This is a genomic window from Noviherbaspirillum agri, from assembly GCF_054780595.1.
This window is the reverse complement of sequence record NZ_BAAGWA010000015.1, coordinates 37,141-62,241: the sequence shown is the minus strand read 5'-3', so window position 1 is coordinate 62,241 and position 25,101 is coordinate 37,141. Positions and strand designations below refer to the sequence as shown.

At 60.0% G+C, this 25,101-nt stretch carries 23 protein-coding genes; 6 read left to right on the top strand and 17 right to left on the bottom strand.

Annotated features, from left to right (window positions below):
- Window positions 1-75: 75 nt before the first annotated feature.
- On the bottom strand, window positions 76-1,845 hold the full coding sequence (locus ACYVIA_RS19180) for a methyl-accepting chemotaxis protein (RefSeq protein ID WP_460843677.1): 1,770 nt from the start codon (window positions 1,843-1,845) through the stop codon (window positions 76-78).
- Between the two features lie 309 nt (window positions 1,846-2,154).
- Here ACYVIA_RS19180 and ACYVIA_RS19175 point away from each other — a divergent pair, with 309 nt between their 5' ends.
- Window positions 2,155-2,715 (top strand): DNA-3-methyladenine glycosylase, encoded by a 561-nt coding sequence (locus ACYVIA_RS19175; protein WP_460843675.1) that lies wholly within the window; start codon window positions 2,155-2,157, stop codon window positions 2,713-2,715.
- Window positions 2,716-2,762: 47 nt separating this feature from the next.
- On the opposite strand, the gene ACYVIA_RS19170 is transcribed toward ACYVIA_RS19175, so the two are convergent.
- On the bottom strand, window positions 2,763-2,978 hold the full coding sequence (locus ACYVIA_RS19170) for a hypothetical protein (RefSeq protein ID WP_460843673.1): 216 nt from the start codon (window positions 2,976-2,978) through the stop codon (window positions 2,763-2,765).
- 155 nt (window positions 2,979-3,133) lie between these two features.
- Complete coding sequence (locus tag ACYVIA_RS19165) at window positions 3,134-4,447, bottom strand: EAL and HDOD domain-containing protein (protein ID WP_460843671.1); 1,314 nt, start codon at window positions 4,445-4,447, stop codon at window positions 3,134-3,136.
- A 518-nt stretch (window positions 4,448-4,965) separates the two neighbouring features.
- Between ACYVIA_RS19165 and ACYVIA_RS19160 the strand changes: the two genes are divergently transcribed.
- Together ACYVIA_RS19160 and ACYVIA_RS19155 are read left to right on the top strand one after the other, a co-directional pair.
- Window positions 4,966-7,884: a 7TM diverse intracellular signaling domain-containing protein gene (locus tag ACYVIA_RS19160; protein ID WP_460843669.1), complete on the top strand. Its 2,919-nt coding sequence runs from the start codon at window positions 4,966-4,968 to the stop codon at window positions 7,882-7,884.
- Window positions 7,885-8,077: 193 nt separating this feature from the next.
- Window positions 8,078-8,866 carry a polysaccharide deacetylase family protein gene (locus ACYVIA_RS19155; RefSeq protein ID WP_460843667.1) on the top strand — a complete coding sequence of 263 codons (789 nt, stop codon included), beginning with the start codon at window positions 8,078-8,080 and terminating at the stop codon, window positions 8,864-8,866.
- A gap of 36 nt (window positions 8,867-8,902) precedes the next feature.
- Here the strand turns inward: ACYVIA_RS19155 and ACYVIA_RS19150 are convergent, their stop codons facing one another.
- On the bottom strand, window positions 8,903-10,420 hold the full coding sequence (locus ACYVIA_RS19150; protein WP_460843716.1) for an acetyl-CoA hydrolase/transferase family protein: 1,518 nt from the start codon (window positions 10,418-10,420) through the stop codon (window positions 8,903-8,905).
- Window positions 10,421-10,629: 209 nt separating this feature from the next.
- Here ACYVIA_RS19150 and hpaR point away from each other — a divergent pair, with 209 nt between their 5' ends.
- Window positions 10,630-11,148, top strand: a complete 519-nt coding sequence (gene hpaR / locus ACYVIA_RS19145) for a homoprotocatechuate degradation operon regulator HpaR (protein ID WP_460843665.1) — start codon at window positions 10,630-10,632, stop codon at window positions 11,146-11,148.
- Window positions 11,149-11,170: 22 nt separating this feature from the next.
- Here hpaR and ACYVIA_RS19140 read toward each other — a convergent pair whose 3' ends face one another.
- The 10 genes from ACYVIA_RS19140 to ACYVIA_RS19095 all read right to left on the bottom strand — a co-directional run bounded on the left by ACYVIA_RS19140 (window position 11,171) and on the right by ACYVIA_RS19095 (window position 20,944).
- Window positions 11,171-13,012 (bottom strand): nitric oxide reductase activation protein NorD, encoded by a 1,842-nt coding sequence (locus ACYVIA_RS19140; RefSeq protein ID WP_460843663.1) that lies wholly within the window; start codon window positions 13,010-13,012, stop codon window positions 11,171-11,173.
- A 3-nt stretch (window positions 13,013-13,015) separates the two neighbouring features.
- Window positions 13,016-14,083, bottom strand: a complete 1,068-nt coding sequence (locus tag ACYVIA_RS19135) for a 4Fe-4S binding protein (protein ID WP_460843661.1) — start codon at window positions 14,081-14,083, stop codon at window positions 13,016-13,018.
- The gene (locus ACYVIA_RS19130) at window positions 14,077-14,457 is read right to left on the bottom strand and encodes a hypothetical protein (protein ID WP_460843659.1); all 381 of its coding nucleotides are present in this window, start codon (window positions 14,455-14,457) and stop codon (window positions 14,077-14,079) included. Before ACYVIA_RS19130 ends, ACYVIA_RS19135 begins: the two co-directional genes overlap by 7 nt.
- Entirely contained in the window at window positions 14,454-15,269 is an 816-nt protein-coding gene (locus ACYVIA_RS19125) for an AAA family ATPase (protein ID WP_460843657.1), read from the bottom strand. The genes ACYVIA_RS19130 and ACYVIA_RS19125 overlap by 4 nt, the downstream gene beginning before the upstream one ends.
- 12 nt (window positions 15,270-15,281) lie before the next feature.
- On the bottom strand, window positions 15,282-15,536 hold the full coding sequence (locus tag ACYVIA_RS19120) for a cytochrome C oxidase subunit IV family protein (RefSeq protein WP_460843656.1): 255 nt from the start codon (window positions 15,534-15,536) through the stop codon (window positions 15,282-15,284).
- A gap of 11 nt (window positions 15,537-15,547) precedes the next feature.
- Window positions 15,548-16,075, bottom strand: a complete 528-nt coding sequence (locus ACYVIA_RS19115; RefSeq protein WP_460843654.1) for a cytochrome c oxidase subunit 3 family protein — start codon at window positions 16,073-16,075, stop codon at window positions 15,548-15,550.
- Between the two features lie 124 nt (window positions 16,076-16,199).
- A complete protein-coding gene (locus ACYVIA_RS19110; RefSeq protein ID WP_460843652.1) occupies window positions 16,200-17,576 on the bottom strand; it encodes a cbb3-type cytochrome c oxidase subunit I in 1,377 nt (458 codons plus the stop codon).
- A 38-nt stretch (window positions 17,577-17,614) separates the two neighbouring features.
- Window positions 17,615-18,040, bottom strand: a complete 426-nt coding sequence (locus ACYVIA_RS19105) for a c-type cytochrome (RefSeq protein WP_460843651.1) — start codon at window positions 18,038-18,040, stop codon at window positions 17,615-17,617.
- Window positions 18,041-18,582: 542 nt separating this feature from the next.
- On the bottom strand, window positions 18,583-19,725 hold the full coding sequence (locus ACYVIA_RS19100) for an acyl-CoA dehydrogenase family protein (RefSeq protein ID WP_460843649.1): 1,143 nt from the start codon (window positions 19,723-19,725) through the stop codon (window positions 18,583-18,585).
- A 34-nt stretch (window positions 19,726-19,759) separates the two neighbouring features.
- Window positions 19,760-20,944 (bottom strand): lipid-transfer protein, encoded by a 1,185-nt coding sequence (locus tag ACYVIA_RS19095; RefSeq protein ID WP_460843647.1) that lies wholly within the window; start codon window positions 20,942-20,944, stop codon window positions 19,760-19,762.
- A 136-nt stretch (window positions 20,945-21,080) separates the two neighbouring features.
- On the opposite strand from ACYVIA_RS19095, the gene ACYVIA_RS19090 reads away from it, so the two are divergent.
- Entirely contained in the window at window positions 21,081-21,713 is a 633-nt protein-coding gene (locus tag ACYVIA_RS19090; RefSeq protein WP_460843645.1) for a TetR/AcrR family transcriptional regulator, read from the top strand.
- A 173-nt stretch (window positions 21,714-21,886) separates the two neighbouring features.
- Here ACYVIA_RS19090 and ACYVIA_RS19085 read toward each other — a convergent pair whose 3' ends face one another.
- Window positions 21,887-23,494: a diguanylate cyclase domain-containing protein gene (locus ACYVIA_RS19085; protein ID WP_460843644.1), complete on the bottom strand. Its 1,608-nt coding sequence runs from the start codon at window positions 23,492-23,494 to the stop codon at window positions 21,887-21,889.
- 264 nt (window positions 23,495-23,758) lie between these two features.
- Between ACYVIA_RS19085 and ACYVIA_RS19080 the strand changes: the two genes are divergently transcribed.
- The gene (locus ACYVIA_RS19080; RefSeq protein ID WP_460843642.1) at window positions 23,759-24,034 is read left to right on the top strand and encodes a hypothetical protein; all 276 of its coding nucleotides are present in this window, start codon (window positions 23,759-23,761) and stop codon (window positions 24,032-24,034) included.
- A gap of 20 nt (window positions 24,035-24,054) precedes the next feature.
- Here ACYVIA_RS19080 and ACYVIA_RS19075 read toward each other — a convergent pair whose 3' ends face one another.
- Entirely contained in the window at window positions 24,055-24,327 is a 273-nt protein-coding gene (locus tag ACYVIA_RS19075; RefSeq protein WP_460843640.1) for a hypothetical protein, read from the bottom strand.
- A 3-nt stretch (window positions 24,328-24,330) separates the two neighbouring features.
- A complete protein-coding gene (locus ACYVIA_RS19070; protein ID WP_460843638.1) occupies window positions 24,331-24,942 on the bottom strand; it encodes a cytochrome c oxidase subunit 3 family protein in 612 nt (203 codons plus the stop codon).
- Between the last annotated feature and the right edge of the window lie 159 nt (window positions 24,943-25,101).

The following is a 25,101-nucleotide window of genomic DNA, read 5'->3' as shown; positions in this document are numbered from 1 at the left end:
GAATACGCCCGGATTATTGCGGCCTCATCGGCCCGCTCCCCCATTGCGGAAACGGAAGCGGGCACATCCTTCAACTCAGAACTCTTCCCAATCCCCATCGGAGGTGTTGACCGGCTGGCGCGCCGGAACGTTCGCCGGCCGCTTGGGTGAAGCCGGGAGAGAGGCGGCGGCAGGCTGGCGTGCCGCTGGCGCATTCTGAACACGCTGGGCAATCGCAGCGCTCGGCGCCTTCGGGGCGCGCAAAGAGGCGGGAGCCGCCGTGGACGGTGTCAAGGCTGCGGTCCGGGCCGCGGCGCCAGCCTCCAGCTTGAAGACGCTGACCGTCTGCGCCAGCCGGGAGGCCTGCTCCTGCATGCTCTGCGCGGCAGCAGCGGCCTCTTCCACCAGGGCTGCGTTCTGCTGCGTCATGTCGTCCATCTGGCGGATCGCGCGATTGACTTCTTCAATGCCGACACTCTGCTCCTGGCTGGCTGCGGAGATTTCCGACATGATGTCCGCCACGCGCTTGACCGAGGTGACGATCTCGTCCATGGTCTGGCCGGCCTGGTCCACCAGCCGGCTGCCGCCGTCGACCTTCTCCACCGAGTCGTTGATCAGCACCTTGATTTCTTTCGCGGCACTGGCGGAACGCTGCGCGAGGCTGCGCACCTCGGAAGCGACAACGGCAAAGCCGCGCCCCTGTTCGCCCGCGCGGGCCGCTTCGACGGCTGCATTCAGCGCCAGGATATTGGTCTGGAATGCAATGCCGTCAATCACGCTGATGATGTCGACGATCTTGTTGGAGCTGTCCTTGATCGAGCCCATCATGCCGACAACCTGGTCGACGACCTCGCCGCCCTTGACGGCATTTTCGGAAGCGGAGGCAACCAGCTGGTTTGCCTGGCGCGCATTCTCCGCGTTCTGCTTCACGGTCGTGGTGAGTTCCTCCATCGACGAGGCGGTCTCTTCCAGCGAACTTGCCTGTGCCTCGGTACGCGACGACAGGTCGGCATTGCCGGAGGCGATCTCGCGGGATGCGACAGTAATGGTTTCGGTGCCGCCGCGCACATCGCCCACGATGGCCGACAGGCTCTTCGTCATGTCATGCAATGCCTGCAGCAGATGGCTTACCTCGTCCTTGCCCGTCACGACCACTTTGGTGGCCAGCTCGCCGGCCGCCACTTTGCGTGCCTGCTCCACGGCGTCGGTCAACGGCAGTGTGATGCTTCGGGTCAGCAGCCAGCCGATCACCCCGGCCAGTGCGATGGCGCCCAGCCCGACCAGTGCAAATACCTTCATCAGCAGGGTGGCATCGGCATTCGCATCTTCCAGCACCGCTGCGGAAGCGGCCTGCTGATACTCCACCAGCTTGTCCATCTGCTTGACCGCAGCCGTATTCAGGGGATCGATTTTTTCCGAGATCACCTTTGCCGCCGCTTCGCTGTCAAAGGCTGCGGCACGGGCCATGGCCTCCTTGAGCGGCGCATCAATCTCCTTCTCGAGCCGGGTGATTTCGCCGATGATCGCCTTTTCCGTGTCCGTCAGGCCCATGGCGGCCAGCTTGTCGCGTGCATCGGCCAGGCGCTTGCTGTTCGCCCTGACCTTGTCCTCTTCCTTCTGCATTTCCGTCACTTCGGACAGGACGCCGATATTGCGGATGGCGATGCCGCTTTCAAAGAGCGCGCTCTTCATCTCCCCGACGTGGACTGCCTTTGTATTGGCCAGCTTCAGCGCGTCCGCCATCTGATGCCGGTTCTTTGAGCTCACGATGCCGCCGACAAGCTGCGACGTCACAAGAATCAATACAATCAGTCCGATACCCAGGCCAAGCCGGATGCCAATACGCAAACCACGCAAATTCGTCATGCTCTCTCCCTTATTGTCAGACAAAGACCGTATCCACAACCATCCTTGCGCTGTTACGTGGCGAAACCCACGCATCCGTCCGCCGGGTCAGCGTCGCCTTGAATGTAAACTGAGGATGAGGAACGGTTTGTCCCTGCGTTCCACAATATCCCCTCTTGCGTTCGATGACAACACTTTGCGCCTGCATTCTGCAGAACCGAAATGCAAGACTGCCGAACGTGTAGCAAGAATATGACTCTCGTGTGAACATCCTTGCAATAAACCGCATTTGCTACGGCCGCTATGCATACCTCGGCTCCAGGAAATCTCATGTCGAATGACGTCAAACTGACCCGAAAATTTTACGACCGCGATACGGCACTGGTTGCCCGGGAGCTGCTCGGCAAGCAACTGGTGCGTGTCACCGACGGCATGGTGCGCCGCGCATTGATTGTGGAAGTCGAAGCGTATATCGGTGCGCACGATCTTGCGTCGCACTCATCGAAAGGCATGACACCACGCACCAGGACCATGTACGGTCCGCCGGGCCATGCCTATGTCTACCTGATCTACGGCATGCACCATTGCATGAATGTGGTGACGGAACCGGAGGGCAATGGCGCAGCAGTGCTGCTGCGCGCGGTGCAACCGCTGGAACATGTGGAAGGGAATACCAAGGGGCCGGGCCTGCTGTGCCGCGCGCTCGGAATCGACAGGTCGCTCAACGGACATGACCTGCTAAGCGATGATTTCTATATCGCAGAACCGCCCCGGCCACAGCAGTTCGACATCATCGCGCGCCCGCGCATCGGCGTAGCCTATGCTGGACACTGGGCGGATGCAGTGCTGCGCTTTTATATTGCCGGAAATCCGTACGTGTCAAAAAAATAATCCACGCGGCACCGATACACCTGCGCAGCTGGGCTCATTGCGCCGCCTTATCGTACCGGATCAGGCCGGGTCACATTCCGGTTTTCCAGCCCTTCACGCTCCTGCTGGCGATCGTGCTGGTTGTTCACCTCGTCGGGCGGTGGTGCGGGCCGCGTCACGTTCTGGTTTTCAAGTCCGTCGGGCGCATTGCCGCGCGGCGCCCTGTTGCCATCGTTCGCCGGGCGCGGTGCCTGTCCCTCGGACGTAGATTCTCGCGTTGCCATCCTGGCCTCCTGCATGTTGTCCACTATGCATCGGTGGGATGCGATTGCGCGGGAATAGTTCGCCAGCCCTTCGGTGCGCCAATGCACCAATGCGCCGGTGTGCCGGTGTGCCGGTGTGCCGGTGTGCCGTCAGTCCTGCCGGCAATCGGTTCCTCCTACATGGTCCGCGTCACGTGGTCCGACCATTCGAATGCCGCCAGCTGCAGCATGTAGAGCTCGCTGTACGACAGCTTCATGTCGAGCATGGCTTGCTGCAGCAGCGTGTCGGTCCTGCTTTGCCATTCGGTGTATTCCGCCAGCGACAGCAACTTGCCGTAATAGCCTTGCCGGTGCAGCAGCGCGTCGCTGACTTCCTCGATGACCGGCACCTGCTGCAGAACCGTCTCCATCGACATTGAAAACAGCGCGTCCATCAGGGACATGATGCCGACGGTGAAAGCGGTATCGGCAATATTGCGGTTGCCCGGCCGGGCTTTTTGCGCAATCAGCTCCATCAACCGGCCGCGCATCGTCGCCTGCGCCAGCAACGGCATCATGCCCGGCTGTTCGCTGCCCGGCGCGGCACAGAGCAGGATCTGCAACCAGCGCTGCAGCTGCTGGCGCCCGAGCACCATCAGTGCCTGGCGCAGCGAATCGATGCGGTGCACGCTGAAGGCCGGTGTATTGGCGAGGCGGAGCAGGTTCAGCCCCAGCGCCACGTCGCTCTTGATCGCCTCTTCGATTGCCGCAGAATCGGCGTCGGACGCGACCAGCGCCATCAGCTCGGTGATCGCGATCTGCGAGGGCGACAGCTTCTTCCCGTTGATGATTCGGGGCCGGGTGAAATAGTAACCCTGGAACAGGTCGAAGCCGAGTTCGTGGCACATGCGGAATTGCTCGTGCGTGTCGACCCTCTCTGCCAGCAGCTTCTTGTCCCTTGCGCGAAATGTCTGGCAGAAGTGGTCTAACTCCCCGCGATCCTTGCCGGAGATGTCAATTCGCACCATTTCAATCATCGGCAACAACGGCTCCACGTCTTGCCTGTCGTCGTGCAATGCCAGGGCGAAGCGGAAGCCGTCATGCTTCATCGCGGCGATCCGGTCGAGGATGGGAAGTGTCACTTCTGGCATTTCGGCAAGTTCCAGCAGCAGGTCATGCGGCGGAAGGCTGCGAAAGACATCGCTCGTCAGCGCCTGTGCATCGATGTACAGGATACCGAGCAGGTCGCCGACGACCCGGCTCATGCCATGCCGGTGCACGTCCTCGATTACGGATGCGCCGGCGGGCTCGTCCTCCTTCTCAGGCCTCGCCGGAGAAGCCGCACTGTTACTGTTACTGGCACCGGTTTCGGCAGGAGCCTTGGTCTCGCAGAACAGCAATTCATGTGCGACGAGATGTTGATCGCCATCCATGACGGGACGCCGCGCCATGAAAAACTCGGAGGAAAGCGGTATCAGGTTCGCGCTGTTGAACGTGACATTGATGCTCATTTCGTCCTCCTCTCATGCCGCGAAGCTGCCACGCACCCGCGTTGAAATGGCGGTACGGTTCTTCGCTCTCTCTCCACCACGATACGCCTCGCCTTGCGTCGGTGGCAACGGTTTTCGCGCATGTGTTCTAGGTCCGCCGCTTCCGGTGGACAGACTCGACGTCCTGAACGCGTTTAGCCCTTGTCATGAATATCGACAGAAATGCAGCTGATCTTGATAGCAGGATCAGTGCGTCGCTCGCCTTGCAGGCTCCGCTCATCGGATCACAGTCGCCACGAAGCAGCTGGCGACATGACGGCACCGGCTCGCTGCTGCGTGTTTGCGTATCCGCGTTTGCGTCTTCGTATTTTCGTCTCTGCCCCTCTCCATCGATGTTGCCAACCTGTCCATCCTAGCCAAAAAGCGATGCACAAGCCGCTCGTGCCGTGAAGCAGCCACGATAGAATGCACACTCTTGTTAACTTCTGGTTTCTTTGGGCGGGCATATGCATGGTGCGCATGGTGCAATGCGGGGAGCAGTGAGCCGGCTTCGTCATTGGATTGGCGTCTGCCTGCTCGCCGTATTGCTGCCGGCTGCCGTGCACGCCCATGAAACAGCTCTCAGCCTCGGTGGCGGAGCGATGCCGGAACCGGTCAACCTCACGCCGTACTGGGCGATACTGGAAGATCCAGGCCGGCAATGGTCCATTGACGAAGTCGCCAGCGCTTCCTTCACGGAGCAATTCGTCTCGCCGCACCGGGATGCCGAATCATTGAACTTCGGCCTGCGACGCTCGGCAATCTGGCTGCGTGTCACACTGGTCAACAACAGCGAGTCCGGGCTGGACCGCCTGCTCGAAATACCGTTCCCCCTGCTCCGGCAAGTCGATCTCTATATCCCTGACGCCAACGGCTTTTCCCATATGGCGACGGGATACGACAAGCCGTTTGTGCAGCGCCCGATCGATCATCGCCACTTCGTCTTTCCCCTGCACCTGCCGGCGAACTCGCAAGGCACTTACTACCTGCGTATCGCCTCCAGTACCTCGCTGGATGTGAGGGCCATACTGTGGGATCCGGCAGTATTTGACCGCCAGAGCCTGCGTGAGTATGTTGGCCAGTCGGTTTTCTTCGGCATGATGCTGGCACTGGGTGTTTATAACCTGCTGCTGTTCGTCGCGCTTCGCGACCGCAGCTTCCTGTATTACGTGTTCTTCGTCGCCAGCACCGGTCTTGCCCTCGTTGCCCACAGCGGCATGGGTTATCAGTTCCTGTGGCCGGAGTCGACCGCGTGGACGAGGATTGCCTCCATGGTCGGATTTGCGTTGGCAGGGGGCATCGCGCTGCCGCTGTTCCAAAGGAGCCTGCTTGCCACTGCCGAGACCGTGCCGCGGCTCGACCTGCTCATGCGCATCTTCATTGTGCTCAACGTGGTGCATGTCCTTGGCTTCTTCCTGCTTCCCTTCGAGGTGATGGTCCTGCCGGGCACGGCGATGGATGGAGTGAACATTCTGCTGGCACTCGTCGTCGGCATCGCGTGCAAGCTGCGCGGCCAGCGCAGCGCCGGGCTGTTCCTTCTCGCGTTTGCCTGCCTGGTCATGGCCGCCATCACGATGGCGCTTCGGGGTCTCGGCCTGAACGGCATTCCGAACTTCCTTGCGGTGTACGGCCTGCAGATCGGTTCGGCACTGGAGATGCTGCTGCTGTCCTTCACGCTCGCGGACCGCTTCAACCAGATCAAGAAGGAAAAGGAGACCGCACAACAGGAGCTTGTCGACAGCCTCAAACGCTCCGAACGCATCCTTGAGCAGCGCGTATCGGAACGCACCGCGGAACTGCAGCGCACCAACCAGGATCTGCTGGAACAGGAGCGCGCCCTCAAGTCCGCGCGGGAGGTCGCAGAGGAGGCTTCACGCATGAAGTCAGCCTTCCTTGCCAACATGAGCCACGAGATCCGCACGCCAATGAACGCCGTGATTGGTCTTGCGCACCTGGCGCTGCGCACCGAACTCTCCGCCGAACAGCGTGACTACCTGGAGAAGATCCATGGCGCGGCAGTCGCGCTGCTGCGCATTCTCAACGATGTCCTCGATTTCTCGAAGATCGAGGCCGGCAAGCTTACGATTGAACGCATCGATTTTTCCTTGAACGACATGCTTGGACAGGTGCGTGCGGTCACCTATCAGCAGGCTGCGGACAAGGGACTGGAGTATCTCTTTGACATTGCTGCTGACGTCCCCTTACAACTGCGCGGCGATTCGTTGCGGCTGAGCCAGGTCCTTATTAATCTGCTCAATAACGCCATCAAGTTCACCGATGAAGGACGTGTCCTTTTGCGCTGCAGCGTGGAAAGCCAGAACGGGGAGACTGTGCGTCTTTGCTTCGAGGTGAAAGACACCGGCATCGGAATTTCACCCGACCAGCAGAAGAAGCTGTTCCATGCTTTTACCCAGGCGGATGAGACGATCACGCGCAAGTACGGCGGGACCGGGCTTGGCCTGGCCATCAGCAAGCGGCTCGTGGACCTCATGGGAGGTCGCATCAGCATTGCCAGTGCCGCCGGTGCCGGTTCCAGCTTCCGCTTTACGCTCGACTTTGGACAATGCAAGCCGACACCGCTGCGGCAGCGCCCGGCAGGGCGAACGGTTCCCTGCTTCGCGGGCCGTGTGCTGCTTGTCGAGGACAACGAGGTCAATCAGCAGATTGCGCGCGAGATGCTGAACGCTGCCGGTCTTCAGGTCGATGTCGCAAACAACGGACGTCTCGCACTGGAGCAGCTGTTTGCTGCCGGTCCGGATGCGTACCGCCTGGTGCTGATGGATATCCAGATGCCGGAGATGAGCGGCCATGCGGCGACACGGCGCCTGCGCATGGACCAGCGCTTTGCGCAGCTCCCGATCATCGCCATGACAGCGCATGCAAGCGGTGAAGAGCGTGCCGAGTGTATCCGTAGCGGCATGCAGGATCACATCGCAAAACCGATTCAGCCCGACCTTTTCTACCGGACTTTGGCACACTGGCTGGCGCCCGAGTCGTCCTGCGCGCGCGCTGTCGTCGCGACCATGCCGGGCCTGGCGGCACTGCCGGTGCTCCCCGGCTTCGATACGGAGGAAGCGCTGGAACGGTTCTCGGGTGACACCGATTTGTACCACCGCGTACTGACTTTGCTTGAGTCCAATCTTGCCGTCGCGATAGAACGGTTCAATGCGGCGGTGACGGAGTGTGACCGCCGCGCAGCGAAGTCGGCCGTGCACGGCATCCGCGGCATGGCATGCGATGCAGGTGCCACTGAGCTGGCAACAGCAGCGGCTGCGCTGGAAAAGATGCTCGGCGACAATAACGCGCATCCTGAACATGCGCATGCGGCGCATTTGGCCGCCTTTCATGACTTGGCGAATCGCACCATGAGTACGCTTCACCAGGCCCTCGCCGGCTCGGCGGAGATGCCAGCTTCCTGACAATGCCCTTTCCCGGTACTTGTGGACCTTTCATTGCGGAATGCTGATCCCGCACATGCGTGTCGCTACGGCAGCTTGATACCACACAAGATTGCCCGCCTGCAGAACTTCTAGGATACAAGTACGGGACAGCGACAGCTGCTACAAGGTTCGCTGACGAGACAAAGAGTTGCAACCAGGGAGCACGCCAACAATGAACAATGCCATTCCGATACTTCTGTATCACCGCATCGACGGCTCGGCGCTGTCAACCGCAACACGACCGGCGGTTTTCAAACGTCACCTGCAATGGTTGGCAGAGCGCAAGTGGCATGCACTGACGGCAGACGAGTTCACTTACGGGATGAGGACCGGCAAGCCGGTGCCGCCGCGCTCCTTCGTCATCACCTTTGATGATGGCTACGAAAGCATCGCCAGCACGGCCCTGCCGATACTGAAGGAATACAATTTCCCCGCGATTGCCTTCATTTCGACAAGGCTGGTACGCGACACCGAAACGACTGATAGCGAAAGACCAGGCGCGCAACAGCCTCCGGCTTTTCTGTCATGGGACCAGGCGCGCGCGCTGCAGTCCGGCGGGCTGATCGACCTGCAGTCGCATAGCCACTCGCACAAGCGCTTCGCGGATTGGTCGCTCACCGATATCGCCACGGATCTGACGACCTCGGTCGACATCCTTTCGCAGCGCCTGGCATTACCGAGAAATCATTTCACCCATCTCGCCTGGCCGTGGGGAGAGTCAACGCCCGCCTGGCGCAACGCTGCGGTCCGCGCCGGTTTCCGGTATCAATACACGGTAGCGCGCCGGTCCTGCCAAGCGACGACGCCACTGGACGAGATCCCGCGCACCTGTTTTGATGCAACCAATTTCCTGCATTTCCAGTGGCAGTTCTGGTTACAGTCGGGGCAGCTTTCTACCGTGTGGAATGTTGCCTATCCCTACGGGAGACGCTTGCGCCAGTTCGCCAACCTGCGTGGCTGACGACCAGGGCACGCCGCCTGATGTAACTTTTGCCGCCTACGCCGCCTTTGCGCACACGCAGGGTACGTCCACCATCGAACCGGTGTCACGGAAGCGCGTATGCCAGGCAAATGCTTCCTCGAGCACGTGCGGCGTGTGACCGCCGCGCCGCTTCGCTTCGCTGACGTAGTCCTTCAACATCTGGCGATACGGCTCGGCCGTGCAGTTGTTGATGATGACTTCGGCACGCTCGCGCGGCGCAAGACCGCGCAGGTCTGCGAGTCCGATTTCAGTCACAAGGATGTCAACGTCATGCTCGTTATGGTCGACATGCGAAACCATCGGCACGATGCTCGAAATCTTGCCGCCCTTGGCCACTGACTTCGTCGCAAAGATCGACAGGTAGGCATTGCGCGCGAAGTCGCCGGAGCCGCCGATGCCGTTCATCATCTGCGTGCCCAAGACATGGGTCGAATTGACGTTGCCGTAAATGTCGGCTTCCAGCGCGGTATTCAATGCAATGATGCCGAGGCGCCGGATGACTTCCGGGTGGTTGCTGACTTCCTGGGGACGCAGCACCAGACGATCCTTGTAGCGCCCGAGATTGCGGAAAACTTCTTCGCTCTTCTGCGGCGACAGGGTGATGGACGAGCCGGACGCAAAATCCAGCTTGCCCGCATCGAACAGGTCGAAGGTGGAATCCTGCAGCACTTCGGAATACATCGTCAGCCCGCTGAAAGGACTGTCGATAAAGCCGGTCATCACTGCATTGGCAATGGTTCCGATGCCCGCCTGCAGCGGCAGCAACTGTTCCGTCAGGCGCCCAAGCCGGACTTCGTTCTTGAAGAAGTCGACCAGGTGTCCCGCAATGGCAGCCGTTTCGTCGTCGGGCGGCAGGATGGTCGACGAGCTGTCAGCTTTTTCGGTGATGACGATGGCGACGATCTTCTCGGGCGGAATCTCGATGGCCGTTCCGCCGACGCGGTCGCGTGCAGTCAGGATCGGAATCGGCTCGCGCTGCGGGCGCCGCTTCGGGATGAATACGTCGTGCAGGCCTTCGAGTTCCAGCGACTGGCTCAGGTTGATTTCCACGATCACCTTGTCCGCCAGGATCGCGAAGCTCGCACTGTTGCCGACCGACGTCGTGGGCACGATCGCACCGGTTTCGGTAATCGCGATCGCCTCGATGACGGCAACGTCGATCGGCGCGATCTGCCTGGTGCGCAGCAGTTCCACCGTTTCGGAAAGATGCTGGTCGACGAACATCACGTCGCCGCGATTAATCGCGGCTCGCAGCGTGGGATCGGCCTGGAAAGGCAGGCGACGTGCGAGAACACCCGCCTCGGTCAGTGTCTTGTCCACGTCGTTGCCAAGGGAAGCCCCTGTCATCAGCGTGATCTTCAGGTGCTCGTCGCGCGCGCGTTCGGCCAATGCGAGCGGTACGACTTTCACGTCGCCGGCACGGGTGAAACCACTCACACCGACCGTCATGCCATCCCGTATCCAGGTTGCCGCCAGTCCCGGGCTCGTGATGCGCTCCCTCAGGCGCGGCAGACGAATGCGATCCTCGTACATCTGTTGCATGACTTCCCTTTCTCGCTGGCCGCCAAGCACATTCGGCGGCATATTTTCACTAACATCTTAGCGAATATTAGTTACTAACATCTTAGTAAGTCAAGGGGTTATAATCGTGCGAGTTTTTTCAGCACTTCTTGTGCACTGACCAGCAGTGCGGGAAAATTCGTACGTCGTCGTGAAGTCGCCACACCGAATCGGAGCACCGCTTGAAGAACCGCATCGTCTACCGCAACCTGCCGCAGCTTTTCCTGAAAGCGCGCGAGTGCCTGATGTCACACTTCCGGCCTATCCTGAATCATTACGGCCTGACTGAACAACAGTGGCGCATCCTGCGTCTGCTGGACGAACATGGCCAGTTGGAGCCGTGGGAACTGTGCGAGATGTGCCAGATGCTGAGTGCCAGCATGGCGGGCGTGCTGGCACGGATGGAAGAGCTCGGCCTCATCCACCGCGCCCGCAGCACGGAGGACCAGCGGCGCGTCCTTGTGCGCCTGGCGGAAAAAGGCGACCAGCTGATTAGCGAAATTGCGCCGCTGATCGACCTGCAGTATCAGTACACCGAACAGGCGTTCGGCAAACAGGTATTCAATGACCTGTTCAAGGCGCTGGAGCAGTTTATCGACGCCAACCGTAAACCGGTCGAGCATGTCGAGCTGAAGCCGCGCTCCTCGATTGCATTGGAGCGCAGCGCCGCAGCACGCAGGCGCAAACTCGAGACCGAATAATTCCGCGTGTGCGGCCCGGTGCTCAGTTCGCGCCGGTCAGCTGCACATACAGACGCGGCAGCACTTGCGGCAACATGGCCGCATCCCTTACCACGACATAACCGTTCGCGCCGAACAGGTGCGGCAGGTAGTCGCCCGCCTTTTCGTCAATCGTCACGCAGAACGGCGTGAGGCCGAGCCGCCGCGCCTCCTGCACTGCGACGCGCGTGTCTTCGATGCCATATCGCCCTTCGTACTTGTCGAGGTCGTTGGGCTTGCCGTCGGTAATGATCAGCAGAAGGCGACGTGCCGTTTTCTGCTTGGACAGGATTGCAGCGGAATGGCGGATCGCCGCACCCATGCGGGTGTAGAAGCCCGGCTTGAGTGCCGCAAGACGGCCGCGGATGACGTTGTTATAGCGCTCGTCGAAGCCCTTGAGCAGGTGGTAGCGCACATTCTCACGCCGCACCGATGAAAAGCCGTACAACGCAAAGCGGTCGCCCGTCGCCGCCAGTGCCTCGCCGAACAACAGCAGGCTGTCACGGATGACATCGATGACACGGGCAGAGTTATTGATCCACGCATCCGTCGACAGCGACAGGTCCGCCAGCAGCAGGCACGACAGGTCGCGCTGCTGGTTGCGGCTGTCGATGTACAGCCCCGGCTCCGATGTCGGCAGGCCGCTCGCTTTTTCCGCGGCAAACCGTACGCAGGCATCAAGATCGAGATCGCTGCCTGACTGTTGTGCACGCAAGCGGGAGCGCTGCGGCGTCAGTGCCTGGAACTGGCTGCGCAGGCGCCGCGCTGTCGCGCGCAGTTCGACGGGCAGATCGCACGGTTCGGCATCGCGTGCGACCATCATCTGCAGGCGGCAGTGCGCAGGCTGCAACTGCTGCTTGCGATAGTGCCATTCCGGCAACGGGATGCCTTCGGCGAGTACAAGATCATCGTCCGCTTCGGCCGGCAGGTCGAGGTCGAACCGCACGCGGCTCGCCGTGGTCTTGCCGTCATGCGCAACGCTGAGGAAGTCGAGGTCGTTGGCCGCTTTCGCTGCATCGTCGTTTTCGTCCTCGTCGAGGTCGCGGTTGACCTTGATGAACTCGGCCCATGAAAACAGGCTCTCTGCACGGAACAGCAGGACGAAGGGGCTGTCCGGCTTCGGCATTTCCACCTGTTCCGCCGCGCGCTTGCGGCTTTCTTCGTCATTCTTTACCTTGCTGCCTTCCGGCTGCTGCGGCTCGCCCTGCTCGCGCTTGCGCATTTCTCCTTTGGCGACCGGCGGCTCGGGGTGCAGCCACAACGGGACAGGGGTGGGCGGCTTGCGGCCGGGGATAAACTCATCGACGGATCCTGGATCGCGCAATGCCTCCCGGAGTGTTTCTTCGGCGGTAGCATCCGGCCCGGTGAGGCTCTCGACCTTCGGCCGGCGCGCGATTTCCGCCTCCACCAGCTTGCGATAGCGTCCCACCATGCCGGGCAGCGCTTCCAGGGTTGCCTGCGCGGCACGCTGGTTGCGCACGATCCAGCTTTCGTCCGGCTCCACATCATGGGCAGCAAGCGCGATCAGCCACAGGTAGAGTTCGCGGTTCAACGCCTTTTCAGGGAAGAAATCGATCGATGCAGGCAGGTGCAGCGTGGTTTCGTCCGCCCAGGCCAGCTCGACCTTCTCGCCGATGCCGGCAACCCGTTCCAGCCATCTGCGCTGTGCGCCGTGCTCGGTCGCGGTGCCGGCGCGCACGTTCAGCGCCGCATCACCGCCCAATGCGCGGAAAAAGATCGGCGCGATACGCTCCATTTCCTTCAGTTCCACCCGCGCCTTGGGATAGCCGCGATAGGCGGTGCGTGTGATCAGCCTGTCCCACAAGCCGCCGACATATTCTTCCATGGCTTATCCCTCGTGTTGTTCAGGCGGATTGGGCACCTGCCTGATCGGTATCGTGCGCGCAGCACGTACATTGAACGCTGCTTCCGACTCGGCGCGGATGTCATGCACCCAGTTCAGCAGCGAGCCATTCGGATTGTTTTCCTGCGTGTGGTCGCAGGCATCGACGCACTGGCCGCATTGCACGCAGGCGAACATCATGCGCTTGACGTTGCGCGGATTCAGGCGCATCGGGCAGACATGGTCGCAGGCGGAATAGCAGGTTGAGCAATCCTTTGCATTCTCGCGTTTGAATCCGACCACCATCGCCTTGTCGTTGGCCATCCATGCCAGGCTCTGGAAAAAGCCGACGGCGCAGGCATAGCGGCAGAACAGATGGCGCGCGAACATGAACTCGATAAAGAACGCAATCGTCGCTGCGGTGAGGAAGACGGTCTGGTTGCGCGTGAGCGTGCCGTTCCAGATGTTGCCGTAAATTTCGGCCGGGGGTAGCAGGTAGGTCAGCAGCACGACTGCCCACAACACCGAGCAGAAAATCACCAGCGGGATGACCCCGAACCACCAGATCGCATCGTATTTGGTTTCGCTGCCGTCCGGATTGCGCATGGGCAGGCGCTTCTTGTCCCACAGGCTTTGCTTGCCGATGGCGCGGCGCAAGGTCTGGTTGATCGTTTCGACGATGGAAAAATGCGGGCACAGCCAGCCGCAGTACAACCGGCCCCACTTCCAGCTCACATAGATCAGCGTGCCGCCGATGGCGACCAGTGGCAGGAAGCCGCGCAGCACGATGTTCAGCGATGCCTCGGCGGCAGTGGCGCGTCCGGCGACGAAGTCATCCAGCCCCAAGGTCCAGTCCAGGCCGAAGAAGATGAGATGCTTGACGTTCAGGTCAAGCCGGAAGATGTCGAATACCGGCGCAAAGATAAACAGCAGGAAGAAACCTGCCTGCGTAAGCTGGCGCCAGCGCTGCACCGGCCAGCCCAGCCAGCCGGCACTTTTCTGACCAGTCGCCGGCGGCACTACAGGTCCTGTCGATGGACGGCTTGCTTCTGCCGTCCGCAGGGGCATTACCATTTCTTGCTCCCGATGAGCGGATAGATATACGTCTGTGCCGCCATCGCGCGGGCCAGGCCCAGTACGCCGAACAGCACGAGCACGGCATGGCAGCAGACAAAATAGAGGATCGCCACGACCCAGGTAGCCGGCACCCGCAGCCCGCCCATCACCACGATGGCAACGCTGACAACGGTCAGGAGCGCACCGGCCCACAGGCTGGCGATGATGGTCTGCTTCAGGTGGCAGCGCGTGAGCGGGCTTGCATTCGCAGAATGCCGGTGGCCCAGCCAGAGCAGGCCGATAAATGCCAGTCCCGGCAACAACAGCAGGTTGATCAGATAGAGCGCCTCGGCCTGCACTGCAGTCGAGGCATCATCATCTGCGAGCATCATTTTCCGAAGGTGGCCTTGATCACTTCGAGCAGGGCTGCCGCGGTATCTGCATCGTCAGTCAATGGCTCCACCAGTGCGGCGTCGCACGCCTCGACCGGATCGCAACCGGCGCGCATGAGGCTCGCTGCGTAGACCAGCAGACGCGTCGACACAGCTTCTTCAAGGTCGTGGTCCTTCAGCTGACGGAAATGTCCGGCAAGGGTCACAAGCTGCGTTGCGCGCATCGCCTCGATGCCGGTTTCGGCGATCAGGACCTTGTGCTCCAGGTCTGCCGGAGGGAAGCCGAAGTTGATCGCGACAAAACGCTGACGCGTCGAAGGCTTCAGGCTCTTCAGCAGATTCTGGTAGCCCGGGTTGTACGACACGACCAGCATGAAGTCGTCCGGCGCATGCAGTTCTTCACCGGTGCGCTCGATCGGCAGAATGCGCCGGTCATCGGTCAGCGGATGCAGCACGACGGTGGTGTCCTTGCGCGCTTCGACGATCTCGTCCAGATAGCAGATGCCGCCCTGGCGCACCGCACGCGTGAGCGGACCATCGGACCAGACAGTCTGGCCGTCGCCGATCAGATGCCGGCCGACGAGGTCGGCGGCGGTCAGGTCATCGTGACAGGCAACCGTGATGAGCGGCCGCGCGAGTTTCGCTGCCATGTGTGCAACAAAACGCGTTTTGCCGCATCCGGTCGGGCCCTTGATCAGCAGCGGAAGGCGGTTGCGAAATGCATATTCGAACAGCTCGCACTCGTTGCCGACCGGCTGGTAAAAGGGAACATTCAGCGAGGCTGCCAGGCCGGGGGCGGTGAGGTCGTTCATGTTTTTCTCCGGTTAATTCGGTGAGGAGTGGAATGCATAGGCAATCAGGCCAAGCACGAGCACCAGCCAGCCCAGCACAACCCAGCGCCATGGAGCGACCACGCGCTGCAGTGCCATGAAGCGGTCGATGACGATGCGGCCTTTCAACAGCGTTGCGATCAGTACGGGTGTCAGTACCGCACCGCCGGACAGCCCGGCCTCAGCAAGACTGAAGGTCAGCACCGTCAGCGCCAGCAGGATCAGCCATTCAAGCGTTGACGATTTCATGCTCTTGATTGTCAATGTAGTACGTAAATCAGAGGGAACAGTACGATCCATACGAGATCGACCATGTGCCAGTATGATGCCCCAGTTTCGACGCCGACGTGGTCCTCTGCACTGTAGCCGCCATTCCGTGCTTTCAGTGCAACAGCTCCCAGGATGATCATGCCAAGCACAACATGCATGAAATGAAAGAAGCCGAGAAACAGATAGAACATGTAGAAGGTGTTGGTCGACATTGAAATGCCGGCCTCGACCTTGGCTGCAAATTCCATCATCTTCAGTACGAGGAAGCCGCCGCCGAATACCATCGCGGCAATCAGCCAGTTGGCGCAGCCTTTGCCGTGACCATGCCGGATTTCATCGACGGCACGCACCACGAAATAGCTGCTGGAAATCAGAAGGACGGTGTTAATGACGCCGCTAAGCCGGTCAAGTTCCTGCTGCGACGCATTGAATAATTCGATGTTGCTGGCACGCGTGAAAGCGTAAGCGAGGAAAAAAATGCCGAACACGAGCAGTTCGGCAAGAATAAAGCACCACATTGCAAAGTCGCCAGGCAACCCGACGCGATTCTGTTGTGATGCCGAAGGAAACGGTGATGCGTTCAAGGTTTTTCTCCCGGTCTGCCCGCCCGGAGCATCCGGGCGGGCGTTCTCAGGTAAGGGATCAGGCTGCTGCCGTATCCTTGCCCTTGACGAAGAAGCTGATTACGTACAGCACGATACCGACGAGGAAGACCACACCGGCGATTTCACGCAGCCAGTAGAACAGGGCGACCTGATCTTGTGCTGCCATGAAGCCCATCGGTTGTGCGGCGACGCGTTGCAGCCACACTTGCAGGATACCTGCGGCGGTCAGGAACAGCGTGATGAAGACCATGGAGATCGTCATCAGCCAGAACGACCACATTTCCAGAACCTGCGACTTGGCGCTGTTGGCTGCACGACCGCGCATCAGCGGCATCGTGTAGCTGATCATCGTCAGCACGACCATTGCATATGCACCGTAGAACGCCATGTGGCCGTGTGCTGCAGTGATCTGGCTGCCGTGGGTGTAGTAGTTCACCGGTGCCAGCGTATGCAGGAAGCCCCACACGCCTGCGCCGAGGAAGGCCATCACGCCGGTGCCCAGTGCCCACAGGACTGCTGCCTTGTTCGGATGCTCACGACGACGACGGTTCACCATGTTGAATGCAAAGACGGTCATCATGAAGAACGGAATCGGCTCAAGAGCGGAGAACACGCTACCCCACCAGGTCCAGTATTCCGGTGCACCGATCCAGTAGTAGTGGTGGCCGGTACCGATGATGCCGGTGATCAGTGCCATGGCGATGATCACATACAGCCACTTCTCGATCACTTCGCGGTCAACACCAGTCACCTTGATCAGCACGAAGGCCAGCATGGAACCCATGATCAGTTCCCAGACGCCTTCCACCCAGAGGTGAACGACCCACCACCAGTAGTACTTGTCCTTGACGATGTTCGCCGGGTTGTAGAACGAGAACAGGAAGAAGATCGCCAGGCCCCACAGACCGATGATCATCACGAGGTTGATGGCAGTCTTGCGGCCTTTGAGCACGGTCATCGACAGGTTGTACAGCATTGCCAGTGCGACAATGACGATACCCACCTTGGTCGGCAGCGGCTGCTCGAGGAACTCGCGTCCCATCGTTGCCAGCAGATCGTTACCGGTCATTTCAGCCAGCGTCGCGTACGGCACGAGCAGGTAGCCGAGGATGGTTGCTGCGCCGGCGACGAGGAAGATCCAGAACATCGCCAATGCCAGTTTCGGGCTGTGCAGTTCACGCTCCGATTCTTCCGGAATCAGGTAGTACGCCGCACCCATGAAGCCGAACAGCAGCCACACGATCAGCAGGTTGGTGTGGACCATGCGGGCCACGTTGAACGGGATCGCCGGGAACAGGAAATCCCCGACCACATACTGCAGGCCCATGATCAGGCCGAAGAGAATCTGCCCGACGAAGAGGCCGATCGCCGCGATAAAGTAAGGCTTCGCGACCGCCTGTGATTTATATTGCATTGTTTTCTCCGCTTGTTGCGTTGATCTGTTAACCGTGATCAGCCTTCGATGTTCGGCGGCCACTTGTTAGTGTTCACCTCACCCGTGTACTTCAGGAAGTTCACGAGGTCGTCCAGCTGTTGATCATTCAGATGGAACTGCGGCATCTGGCGGCGTCCCGGCGCACCGGTCGGCTGTGCCTGCATCCAGGCCTTGATGAAATCCGGGCCACGGCGTGTGTACACGTTCATCAGTTCAGGCGCAAAGTAAGCTCCCTCACCCATCAGTGTGTGGCAGCCGATGCAGTTGCGTGTTTCCCAGATGTGCTTGCCTCGCGCCACTGACTCGGTCAGGTTGGCGCGATTGTCACGCTTGGGCAACGTCTGCATGGTGTCAAACGTCATTGCAAGAAAGAGTAGAAAGAAGAACACCGCGCCACCGTAGAAGATGTTGCGCGCTGTCGATTTTGTGAAAGCTGAGCTCATGTTAGGTAAAGTCCTTTCGTCGTGATCCGCAGTGACGCGGCCCCAGGAGTGCTTGTGTGCCAGTGTTGCAATTCATTATTAGCTGCCACCGCCTAAATCATACATTACAAATACATCTTTTGGCAAAGTCCAACTCCTCCTTTGTTGCGCCGCCGCGAATGCCGTGAAAATTCGGGCAGAAACGAGTGTCGCCGAACGGTTCTTGTGGAATCGTTCGGGTCAACCATCCTCTGCCAGGACCGTCCCGTGCTCGTGGCTTGTGACAGTGTTGAAACGGCTTCGTGGCACCGATGCAAAAGTTCGTTGAATCCGTAGCAGCAACGACCTTCCCGGTATTCATTTTTCCCTCCTTGTGCGCCGATGCCATGTGAAGGCTTTAACCCCTTCGTCGAAAGTGCATTTGAGAAAGAGTTAGCGCAGTGTAGATGAAGGGCTTTTACGAAATCATTGATACGGATTAAGTTTTTCCGGGCGTGGGAAGGCGCAAGAAGAGGTGGATAGGGAGGCAAGCGGGCCGCGGCAACGGCTGCCCGCTGGGGAGATTACAAAGAACGGGCGATGATTTCCTTCATGATCTCGTTGGATCCGGCGTAAATCCGCTGCACACGCGCATCCGCATACATTTGTGCAATTGGATATTCGAGCATGTAGCCGTAGCCGCCAAAGAGCTGCAGGCAATTGTCGATCACCTTGCATTGCAAGTCCGATATCCAGTACTTCGCCATGGAGGCAAGCACCGCATCCATTCTCCCCTCCATCATGTCAACAATGCAGCGGTCGATGAAGGTGCGTGCAATGGTCGCTTCGGTTTTCGCTTCTGCGAGGACGAAACGCGTGTTCTGCATGTCGATCAGCGCCTGGCCGAATGCCTTGCGTTCACGCGTGTAGTCAGTCGTCAGGCGCACCGCGCGCTCGATCATGGCAACGCCCGAGACGCCGACGATGGTCCGCTCATACGGCAGCTCGTTCATCAGCTGGGCAAATCCCCTGCCCTCCGCGCCGCCGAGTACGCTGTCCGGACCGACCCTTGCGTTATCGAAGAACAGTTCGCAAGTGTCCTGCCCCTTCTGCCCGATCTTTTCAAGAATGCGACCGACACGGAATCCCGCACAATCCTTGGTCTCCAGCAGCATCAGCGAGATCCCCTTGGCACCGGCCTCCGGGTCGGTCTTGGCAACGACGACAATCAGATCCGCCAGGTAACCATTGGAGATGAAGGTTTTCGATCCATTCAGCAGATAGCCGTCGCCATCGCGCACGGCGGTAGTGCGGACGCCTTTCAGGTCCGAACCAGCCCCCGGCTCCGACATCGCAATGGCGGCCACCATCTCGCCGCTGGCCAGTCTCGGCAGGTATTTCCGCTTCTGTTCCTCGGTTCCCTGGTTCAGCAGATAGTGGGCCACGATGGAATGTACATGCAGGCCGAACGCGACGTCGCCTGCATAGGCCAGTTCTTCGAAGACGACGCACTGGTGCGCGAAGCTGCCGCCGGAACCGCCATAGGCTTCCGGAATGTCCGCGAGCAGCAGGCCCATTTCGCCACCCTTGCGCCACAGGTCGCGGTCGACATGCTGCTGCTTGCGCCACCGCTCCTGATGCGGCGCCACTTCGCCCTCCACAAAGCGCCGCACCGCGTCACGGAATGTCTCGAGTTCCGGATTCATCCAGGGAGACTGATAGTTCATGATTGTCCTCTTGTTGTACTTGTTTCGTTCCTGATCAGGCCGTCTGGTACATCGTGACGACGCACGCACCACCCAGGCCGAGGTTGTGCTGGAGTGCGATCCGCGCGCCCTGCACCTGCCGGGCTTCCGCTGTGCCGCGCAGCTGGTGCGTCAGCTCATAGCATTGCGCCAGGCCGGTGGCGCCGAGCGGATGCCCTTTCGATAGCAGGCCGCCGGACGGATTCGTCACAACCTTGCCGCCATAGGTATTGTCTTCGTCGTTCACGAATTTTTCGGCGCTGCCTTCCGGGCAGAGACCGAGCGCTTCGTAGCTGATCAGTTCGTTATGCGCAAAGCAGTCGTGCAGCTCGACGACATCCAGCTCCTCCGGGCCGATGCCGGCTTCGTTGTACACCTTGCTGGCCGCCTCTTTCGCCATATCGAAGCCGACCAGGCGCATCATGTCGCGCGAATGGAATGTGCTCGGACGATCGGTCGTCATGGCCTGCGCAGCGATGCAGACGTTCGCATTCAACCCACGGCTCTTCGCAAATCGTTCGGAGACCAGCACTGCTGCCGCTGCACCGCAGGTCGGCGGGCATGCCATCAGGCGCGTCATCACGCCGGGCCACATCATCGGTGCGTTCATCACATCTTCGGTCGTTACGACTTGCTTGAATAACGCCAGTGGGTTGTTGACCGCATGGCGGCTGGCCTTGGCCCGAATCTTGGCGAAAGTCTCCAGTTGCGTGCCGTACTTTTCCATGTGATGCAGGCCCGCTCCGCCGAAATAGCGCAACGCCAGCGGGATCTCCGGCTTGCCTACCAGTTCATCAGTCACGGCATCGAATGCGTCGAACGGCGCGGGACGGTCGGTAAAGACCGAGCCCAGCGCCCCCGGGCTCATCTGCTCGAAGCCGAGCACCAGAACGCAGTCCGCGGCCCCGCCGGCAATTGCCTGCCTGGCAAGGAACAGCGCGGTCGAGCCGGTGGAGCAGTTGTTGTTGACGTTCACGACGGGGATGCCTGTCATGCCGACTTCGTATACCGCCTTCTGCCCGCTCGTGGAATCGCCATACACGTAGCCGACATAAGCCTGCTGGATGTCGTCATACGCGAGCCCGGCATCCTTCAGCGCCCTGCGTGCAGCATCGGCACCCATCTGGTGGTAAGGCGCGCTCGCACCCGGCTTGGTAAACGGGATCATTCCGACGCCCGACACATAGACTTTCTGGCTCATGTTTCGCCCCTGTAAAAGAATTCGCCACTTTAGGTCAATTGACCTAAAGTCGAACTTTATAGGTCAAGCGTATGGTTTTGTCAACGCGCGTGCGATAATCCGACGCGTTTTCCCAAGGGCCAATTTCCCTCTCACCATGTCTCCGGCATTAAAGACTTCACTCAAGAGAAAAACTTCAGGCACGACAGAAAAAGGCCTTGAGCGCGCGCGGGGCATCCTGCAGGCTGCGCGGGAAATCTTTGCGGCCGAGGGCTATGGCGGGCTGACAATGCGGCGCGTCGCGGCACAGGTTGGCGTCAGCCTCAGCAACGTGCAGCACTACTACCGGAGCAAGGACATGCTGGTGGAAGCGCTGCTGCTCGATTCGCTGGACCAGTTCCAGGTGCGTATCGACAGCATCGCCGCCTCGATGGAGGGCGCGTCGCGCGTCGACCAGTTCATGGCAACCATCGACATGTTCCTGGAGGAATTGGGCGCGCCGGTGATGCGCGGGATGTTCTTCGAATTCTGGGCGCTGGCCACGCGCAATACCTTTGCTTCTGCATTAATGGAGAAGATGCAGGCACGGGAGCGGAAAGCGGTCTTCCATCTCATCCGCGGCCTGTCGCCGGATATTACTGACAGCGAATACATGATCCGCGCCGCGTTGATCGTTGCGCAGATCGAGGGCCTGATGCTGTTCCGTGTACGGAACCGGCCGAAACGGCCGGAACTGGAAGGACTGGAAGATGCTGCACGCCAAGCAGTGCTTCGCCTGGCATTGATTTAAGGCTACGCTGAACAAGTCCCGCGATGGCACGCGCCTGAATCCGGGATGGGGCGCAAGGCCGACGCCGGCCGCGCGCAAACCGCAGCCATGGCGGGACCATGGCGAGGATGTGCAACGCTGCGGACCGCCCGCAGTCAGGGTGCGAGGCGCGCGTGTACTTGTTCAGCGTAGCGTTAACCCGCTCTTTCCACGCGATTGCGTCCGAGGCGCTTCGCCTGCAGCAGAGCTCCGTCTGCTGCTTCCGTGAGGCCGGCGGCAGTATCAATGTGTGGATAGGCCGCGATGCCGGCGCTGAAGGTTGCGTAGAGGGCTCCCTGGGGATGCGCATGGGGCAGTGCCGCGAAGTCGGCGCGGATGCGATCGATCACCGAACCGGCTTGTGCTGGCGTGACATCCGGCAGCGCAAGCAGGAATTCTTCCCCGCCATAGCGTCCGATCAGGTCAATCGTGCGCAAACGCCCCTTGAGCAGCCATGCCAGTCCGCGGATCACCTGGTCGCCCACTGGATGGCCGTATGTATCGTTGATGGCCTTGAAGTGGTCGATGTCGATCATTGCGACCGTCAGCGGTCCACTCCCGCCGGCCTGCGACACTAATGTATTGAGGCGTGATTTGGCGGTCGTGTGGTTCAGCAGTCCGGTCAAGCCGTCGAGGCGGCTGGAACGGCGCGTCTCGCGGAAGCGCTCGATACGTGTCTTGACGACAGCTGCGAGCAGTACCGGGTTGAAGGGCTTCATCAGGAACTGGTCACCACCAAGGCGCAGGGCTTCGACCTGCATGGCGACTTCGGATTCGCCGGACAGGTAAACAATCGGCACCGAACTGTACCCAGCCATCTGGCGCAGCACCCGCGTCGCTTCGACGCCGGTAAAGCGCGGCATGTACATGTCCATCAGGATCAGGTCGGGACGATAGGACTCCAGCGCATCCAGCAGGCAACCGGGGTCGTTGATCGCCTGCGTGTCGATGCCATGTTGTGCGAGCGTACGCTGGATCAACGCCACGGCAACGCGCGAGTCTTCCACTACCAGCACGCGGTACTGCTCCTGCTCATTGGTCTGGACCAGGTCGAGGACGCAGTTGAGCACCATTGCCGGCTGGTCTTCCGCGGGGATCGTGATGTCGATACCGGCGCGCATCAATGCGACGATGGGTTCGATCGCCGACCGCACGCCAAGGTATAACAGCTGGCTCGCCGGACAGGCGGCACGAATCGAAGCGATACAGGCGTAGTCTTCCTCGCTCGCATATTCATTCGCCGGGATGAAGAGCACCGCCAGCGGCCTGTCTTCCGGCAGGTTCTTGCAATCCCGGCCGATGACAAATACGCGAAAGCCGAAGAACTGCAGCTGGCGCGACAGCGCATTGCACATTTCGAGCTTCTCGGGCGCGTGCAGCATCCAGATCGAGCGCGGCTTGATCCAGTCGATGTCCGAGGCGGCGGATGCCGGTTCTTCAGTACGGCGCTCCGCAACGGGCGGGCGGGAGGTGGCAACAGAGCCAAGCAGCGCATCGATCTGGCGCTGAAGCGACAGCACATCCTGCTGCGGGAGCGGATGCGTGGACACATCTCCCAGCCTGGCCAATGTGGCAACTTCCAGGCCCTCGCACAAGCGCACGAGTCCAGGCAAGCGCTGGCGGTTGAAGTATTCCGCCAGACTGTTGATTGCTACGGCGAATTCAATGAATTGCTCGAAGCGGCCTTCCGCTGCGTAACTCTCCCAGCGCGTTCTCAGCACATAGAGACGATCTTCAATCGAGTTCGGTGGGAGCGAGTTCATGGCGCGCGATACGAAGGTAAGCAGGCATTATGGTGGGAGAATGTCCCTGGGGCAACAATTGCCATTCTATTATGGGCGCACAACATGTTCCTGCCACACGTCCGAAGACTGGCTCTGGTCGATAGAAAGTGCTTGGCTCTCCGTTTTTGTGAAGGATGTCTTCCGCTTTTTTCGCTTTTTATGAAGAGCAGCACCCTTTATGATGATTGCTCCTTCAACTCATGGACATTGCGACAAGAAACCACTCTGTTGCAAACATGGCTTATGAACGACAAATCGGATTGGGAACTCGTCGACGATGGCGCCGCACCACGCGCCAAGCCAGCGTTGCGTGACGTATTGAAAGCGATGCTCGGACGTCATTGGCGCTGGAAGATCGCGGGCATCGCGTTGGTCAGCACACTGCTGTTGGCATTGCTGATCACGGTGACCGGCGTGGTCGCCCTGCTTCTGATTGCGGGCGCGATGCTGTCGATCGGGATTGGCAAACTTCGCCAATGGCTGGGGCGCGGAGATCGCTCATTGATGCGGCGTCCCTGACCTGCCTGTGCGAAGCGGCATCAGCCGCTGAGCACTGCAGTCAATATCAGTCCCAGCGGCGTAAAGGCAATGAACGCCCGCAACACCCACGCGATAAACGGATGCGCATGGTTTGACTCGATGAAGTAACGAGCAACCATGCTGCCCTTGAGCCAGATAATGCCGGCAACAAGGAAAGGCATCCAGGACGCAGTGCCGAATTGAGCTCCGAGCAGCAGGCTGATCCCGGTCAACGCCAGCAAGCCCAGCCAGGCCAGTACCGATAAGGACATCATGGAATTCGTCGTTTTCATGATTTACGCCAGTACGTAGAAAAGCGGGAAGATCATCAGCCACACGATATCTGTGGCATGCCAGTAGCTGGCCAGCGCCTCCAGCCCGTCGTGCTGCTCAGCGGAATAGTCACCCATCGACATGCGCGCAAACACCCAGCCCATGCCGAGGATGCCCCAGCAGGCATGTACGAGATGGTTGAACGTCAAGTAGTAATAGACAGTGTAGAAAATCCCCGAGCTGCCATTGATGCCGTGAGAGAGATTCCACCTGACTTCGAGGAATTTGACGATCGGGTAGCCGAGCGCAGTAACGATCGCCGCAATCATCCAGCGTCGCGACACCAGCAACTTCCCGGCGCGCATGGCGAGCACAGCACGGGCGATGAAGAAACTGCTGGTGACCATCAGCACCGTATTGATCGCGCCGGCTGTAGTCCAGATATGCTGCGGCCCAGTGTGAAACTCCTCCGGATAATGTGCTCGGGCAACGAAGTACACCGTGAACATGAGTACGAACTCGATGAGCTCGCAGGTAATGCCGACCCAGATTCCCTTATTGCCCGGAATACGCCCGGTGTGTCCGATTCCCGTTGCCGGGAATAAGCTCCCTTTGCTGACCACATCGGTGACCATGTTTTGATGCTCCTGTTCTTGTTGGTGTCATCACTGCGCGCATAAGCTCTCACCTGCGCCTTGACAATTATGCGCCTTCCTGGCGGATAGTTTGCCTCAATAGCAGGCAAGCGCGATAATGCCCCTGACGGAATTCAAGCTATTCAATCGCTTTCTGAA

What these genes read in the sequence shown, in the direction of transcription:
- ACYVIA_RS19175 (WP_460843675.1), top strand. Translation starts at nt 2,155, where the DNA reads ATGTCGAATGACGTCAAACTGACCCGAAAATTTTACGACCGCGATACG.
- ACYVIA_RS19130 (WP_460843659.1), bottom strand. Translation starts at nt 14,457, where the DNA reads ATGATGCTCGCAGATGATGATGCCTCGACTGCAGTGCAGGCCGAGGCG.
- ACYVIA_RS19080 (WP_460843642.1), top strand. Translation starts at nt 23,759, where the DNA reads ATGAACGACAAATCGGATTGGGAACTCGTCGACGATGGCGCCGCACCA.
- ACYVIA_RS19115 (WP_460843654.1), bottom strand. Translation starts at nt 16,075, where the DNA reads ATGTGGTGCTTTATTCTTGCCGAACTGCTCGTGTTCGGCATTTTTTTC.
- ACYVIA_RS19140 (WP_460843663.1), bottom strand. Translation starts at nt 13,012, where the DNA reads ATGGAAGAATATGTCGGCGGCTTGTGGGACAGGCTGATCACACGCACC.
- ACYVIA_RS19155 (WP_460843667.1), top strand. Translation starts at nt 8,078, where the DNA reads ATGAACAATGCCATTCCGATACTTCTGTATCACCGCATCGACGGCTCG.
- ACYVIA_RS19165 (WP_460843671.1), bottom strand. Translation starts at nt 4,447, where the DNA reads ATGAGCATCAATGTCACGTTCAACAGCGCGAACCTGATACCGCTTTCC.
- ACYVIA_RS19095 (WP_460843647.1), bottom strand. Translation starts at nt 20,944, where the DNA reads ATGAGCCAGAAAGTCTATGTGTCGGGCGTCGGAATGATCCCGTTTACC.
- ACYVIA_RS19100 (WP_460843649.1), bottom strand. Translation starts at nt 19,725, where the DNA reads ATGAACTATCAGTCTCCCTGGATGAATCCGGAACTCGAGACATTCCGT.
- ACYVIA_RS19075 (WP_460843640.1), bottom strand. Translation starts at nt 24,327, where the DNA reads ATGAAAACGACGAATTCCATGATGTCCTTATCGGTACTGGCCTGGCTG.
- ACYVIA_RS19090 (WP_460843645.1), top strand. Translation starts at nt 21,081, where the DNA reads ATGTCTCCGGCATTAAAGACTTCACTCAAGAGAAAAACTTCAGGCACG.
- ACYVIA_RS19120 (WP_460843656.1), bottom strand. Translation starts at nt 15,536, where the DNA reads ATGAAATCGTCAACGCTTGAATGGCTGATCCTGCTGGCGCTGACGGTG.
- ACYVIA_RS19150 (WP_460843716.1), bottom strand. Translation starts at nt 10,420, where the DNA reads ATGTACGAGGATCGCATTCGTCTGCCGCGCCTGAGGGAGCGCATCACG.
- ACYVIA_RS19170 (WP_460843673.1), bottom strand. Translation starts at nt 2,978, where the DNA reads ATGGCAACGCGAGAATCTACGTCCGAGGGACAGGCACCGCGCCCGGCG.
- ACYVIA_RS19085 (WP_460843644.1), bottom strand. Translation starts at nt 23,494, where the DNA reads ATGAACTCGCTCCCACCGAACTCGATTGAAGATCGTCTCTATGTGCTG.
- ACYVIA_RS19125 (WP_460843657.1), bottom strand. Translation starts at nt 15,269, where the DNA reads ATGAACGACCTCACCGCCCCCGGCCTGGCAGCCTCGCTGAATGTTCCC.
- ACYVIA_RS19180 (WP_460843677.1), bottom strand. Translation starts at nt 1,845, where the DNA reads ATGACGAATTTGCGTGGTTTGCGTATTGGCATCCGGCTTGGCCTGGGT.
- ACYVIA_RS19105 (WP_460843651.1), bottom strand. Translation starts at nt 18,040, where the DNA reads ATGAGCTCAGCTTTCACAAAATCGACAGCGCGCAACATCTTCTACGGT.
- ACYVIA_RS19110 (WP_460843652.1), bottom strand. Translation starts at nt 17,576, where the DNA reads ATGCAATATAAATCACAGGCGGTCGCGAAGCCTTACTTTATCGCGGCG.
- ACYVIA_RS19135 (WP_460843661.1), bottom strand. Translation starts at nt 14,083, where the DNA reads ATGGTAATGCCCCTGCGGACGGCAGAAGCAAGCCGTCCATCGACAGGA.
- ACYVIA_RS19070 (WP_460843638.1), bottom strand. Translation starts at nt 24,942, where the DNA reads ATGGTCACCGATGTGGTCAGCAAAGGGAGCTTATTCCCGGCAACGGGA.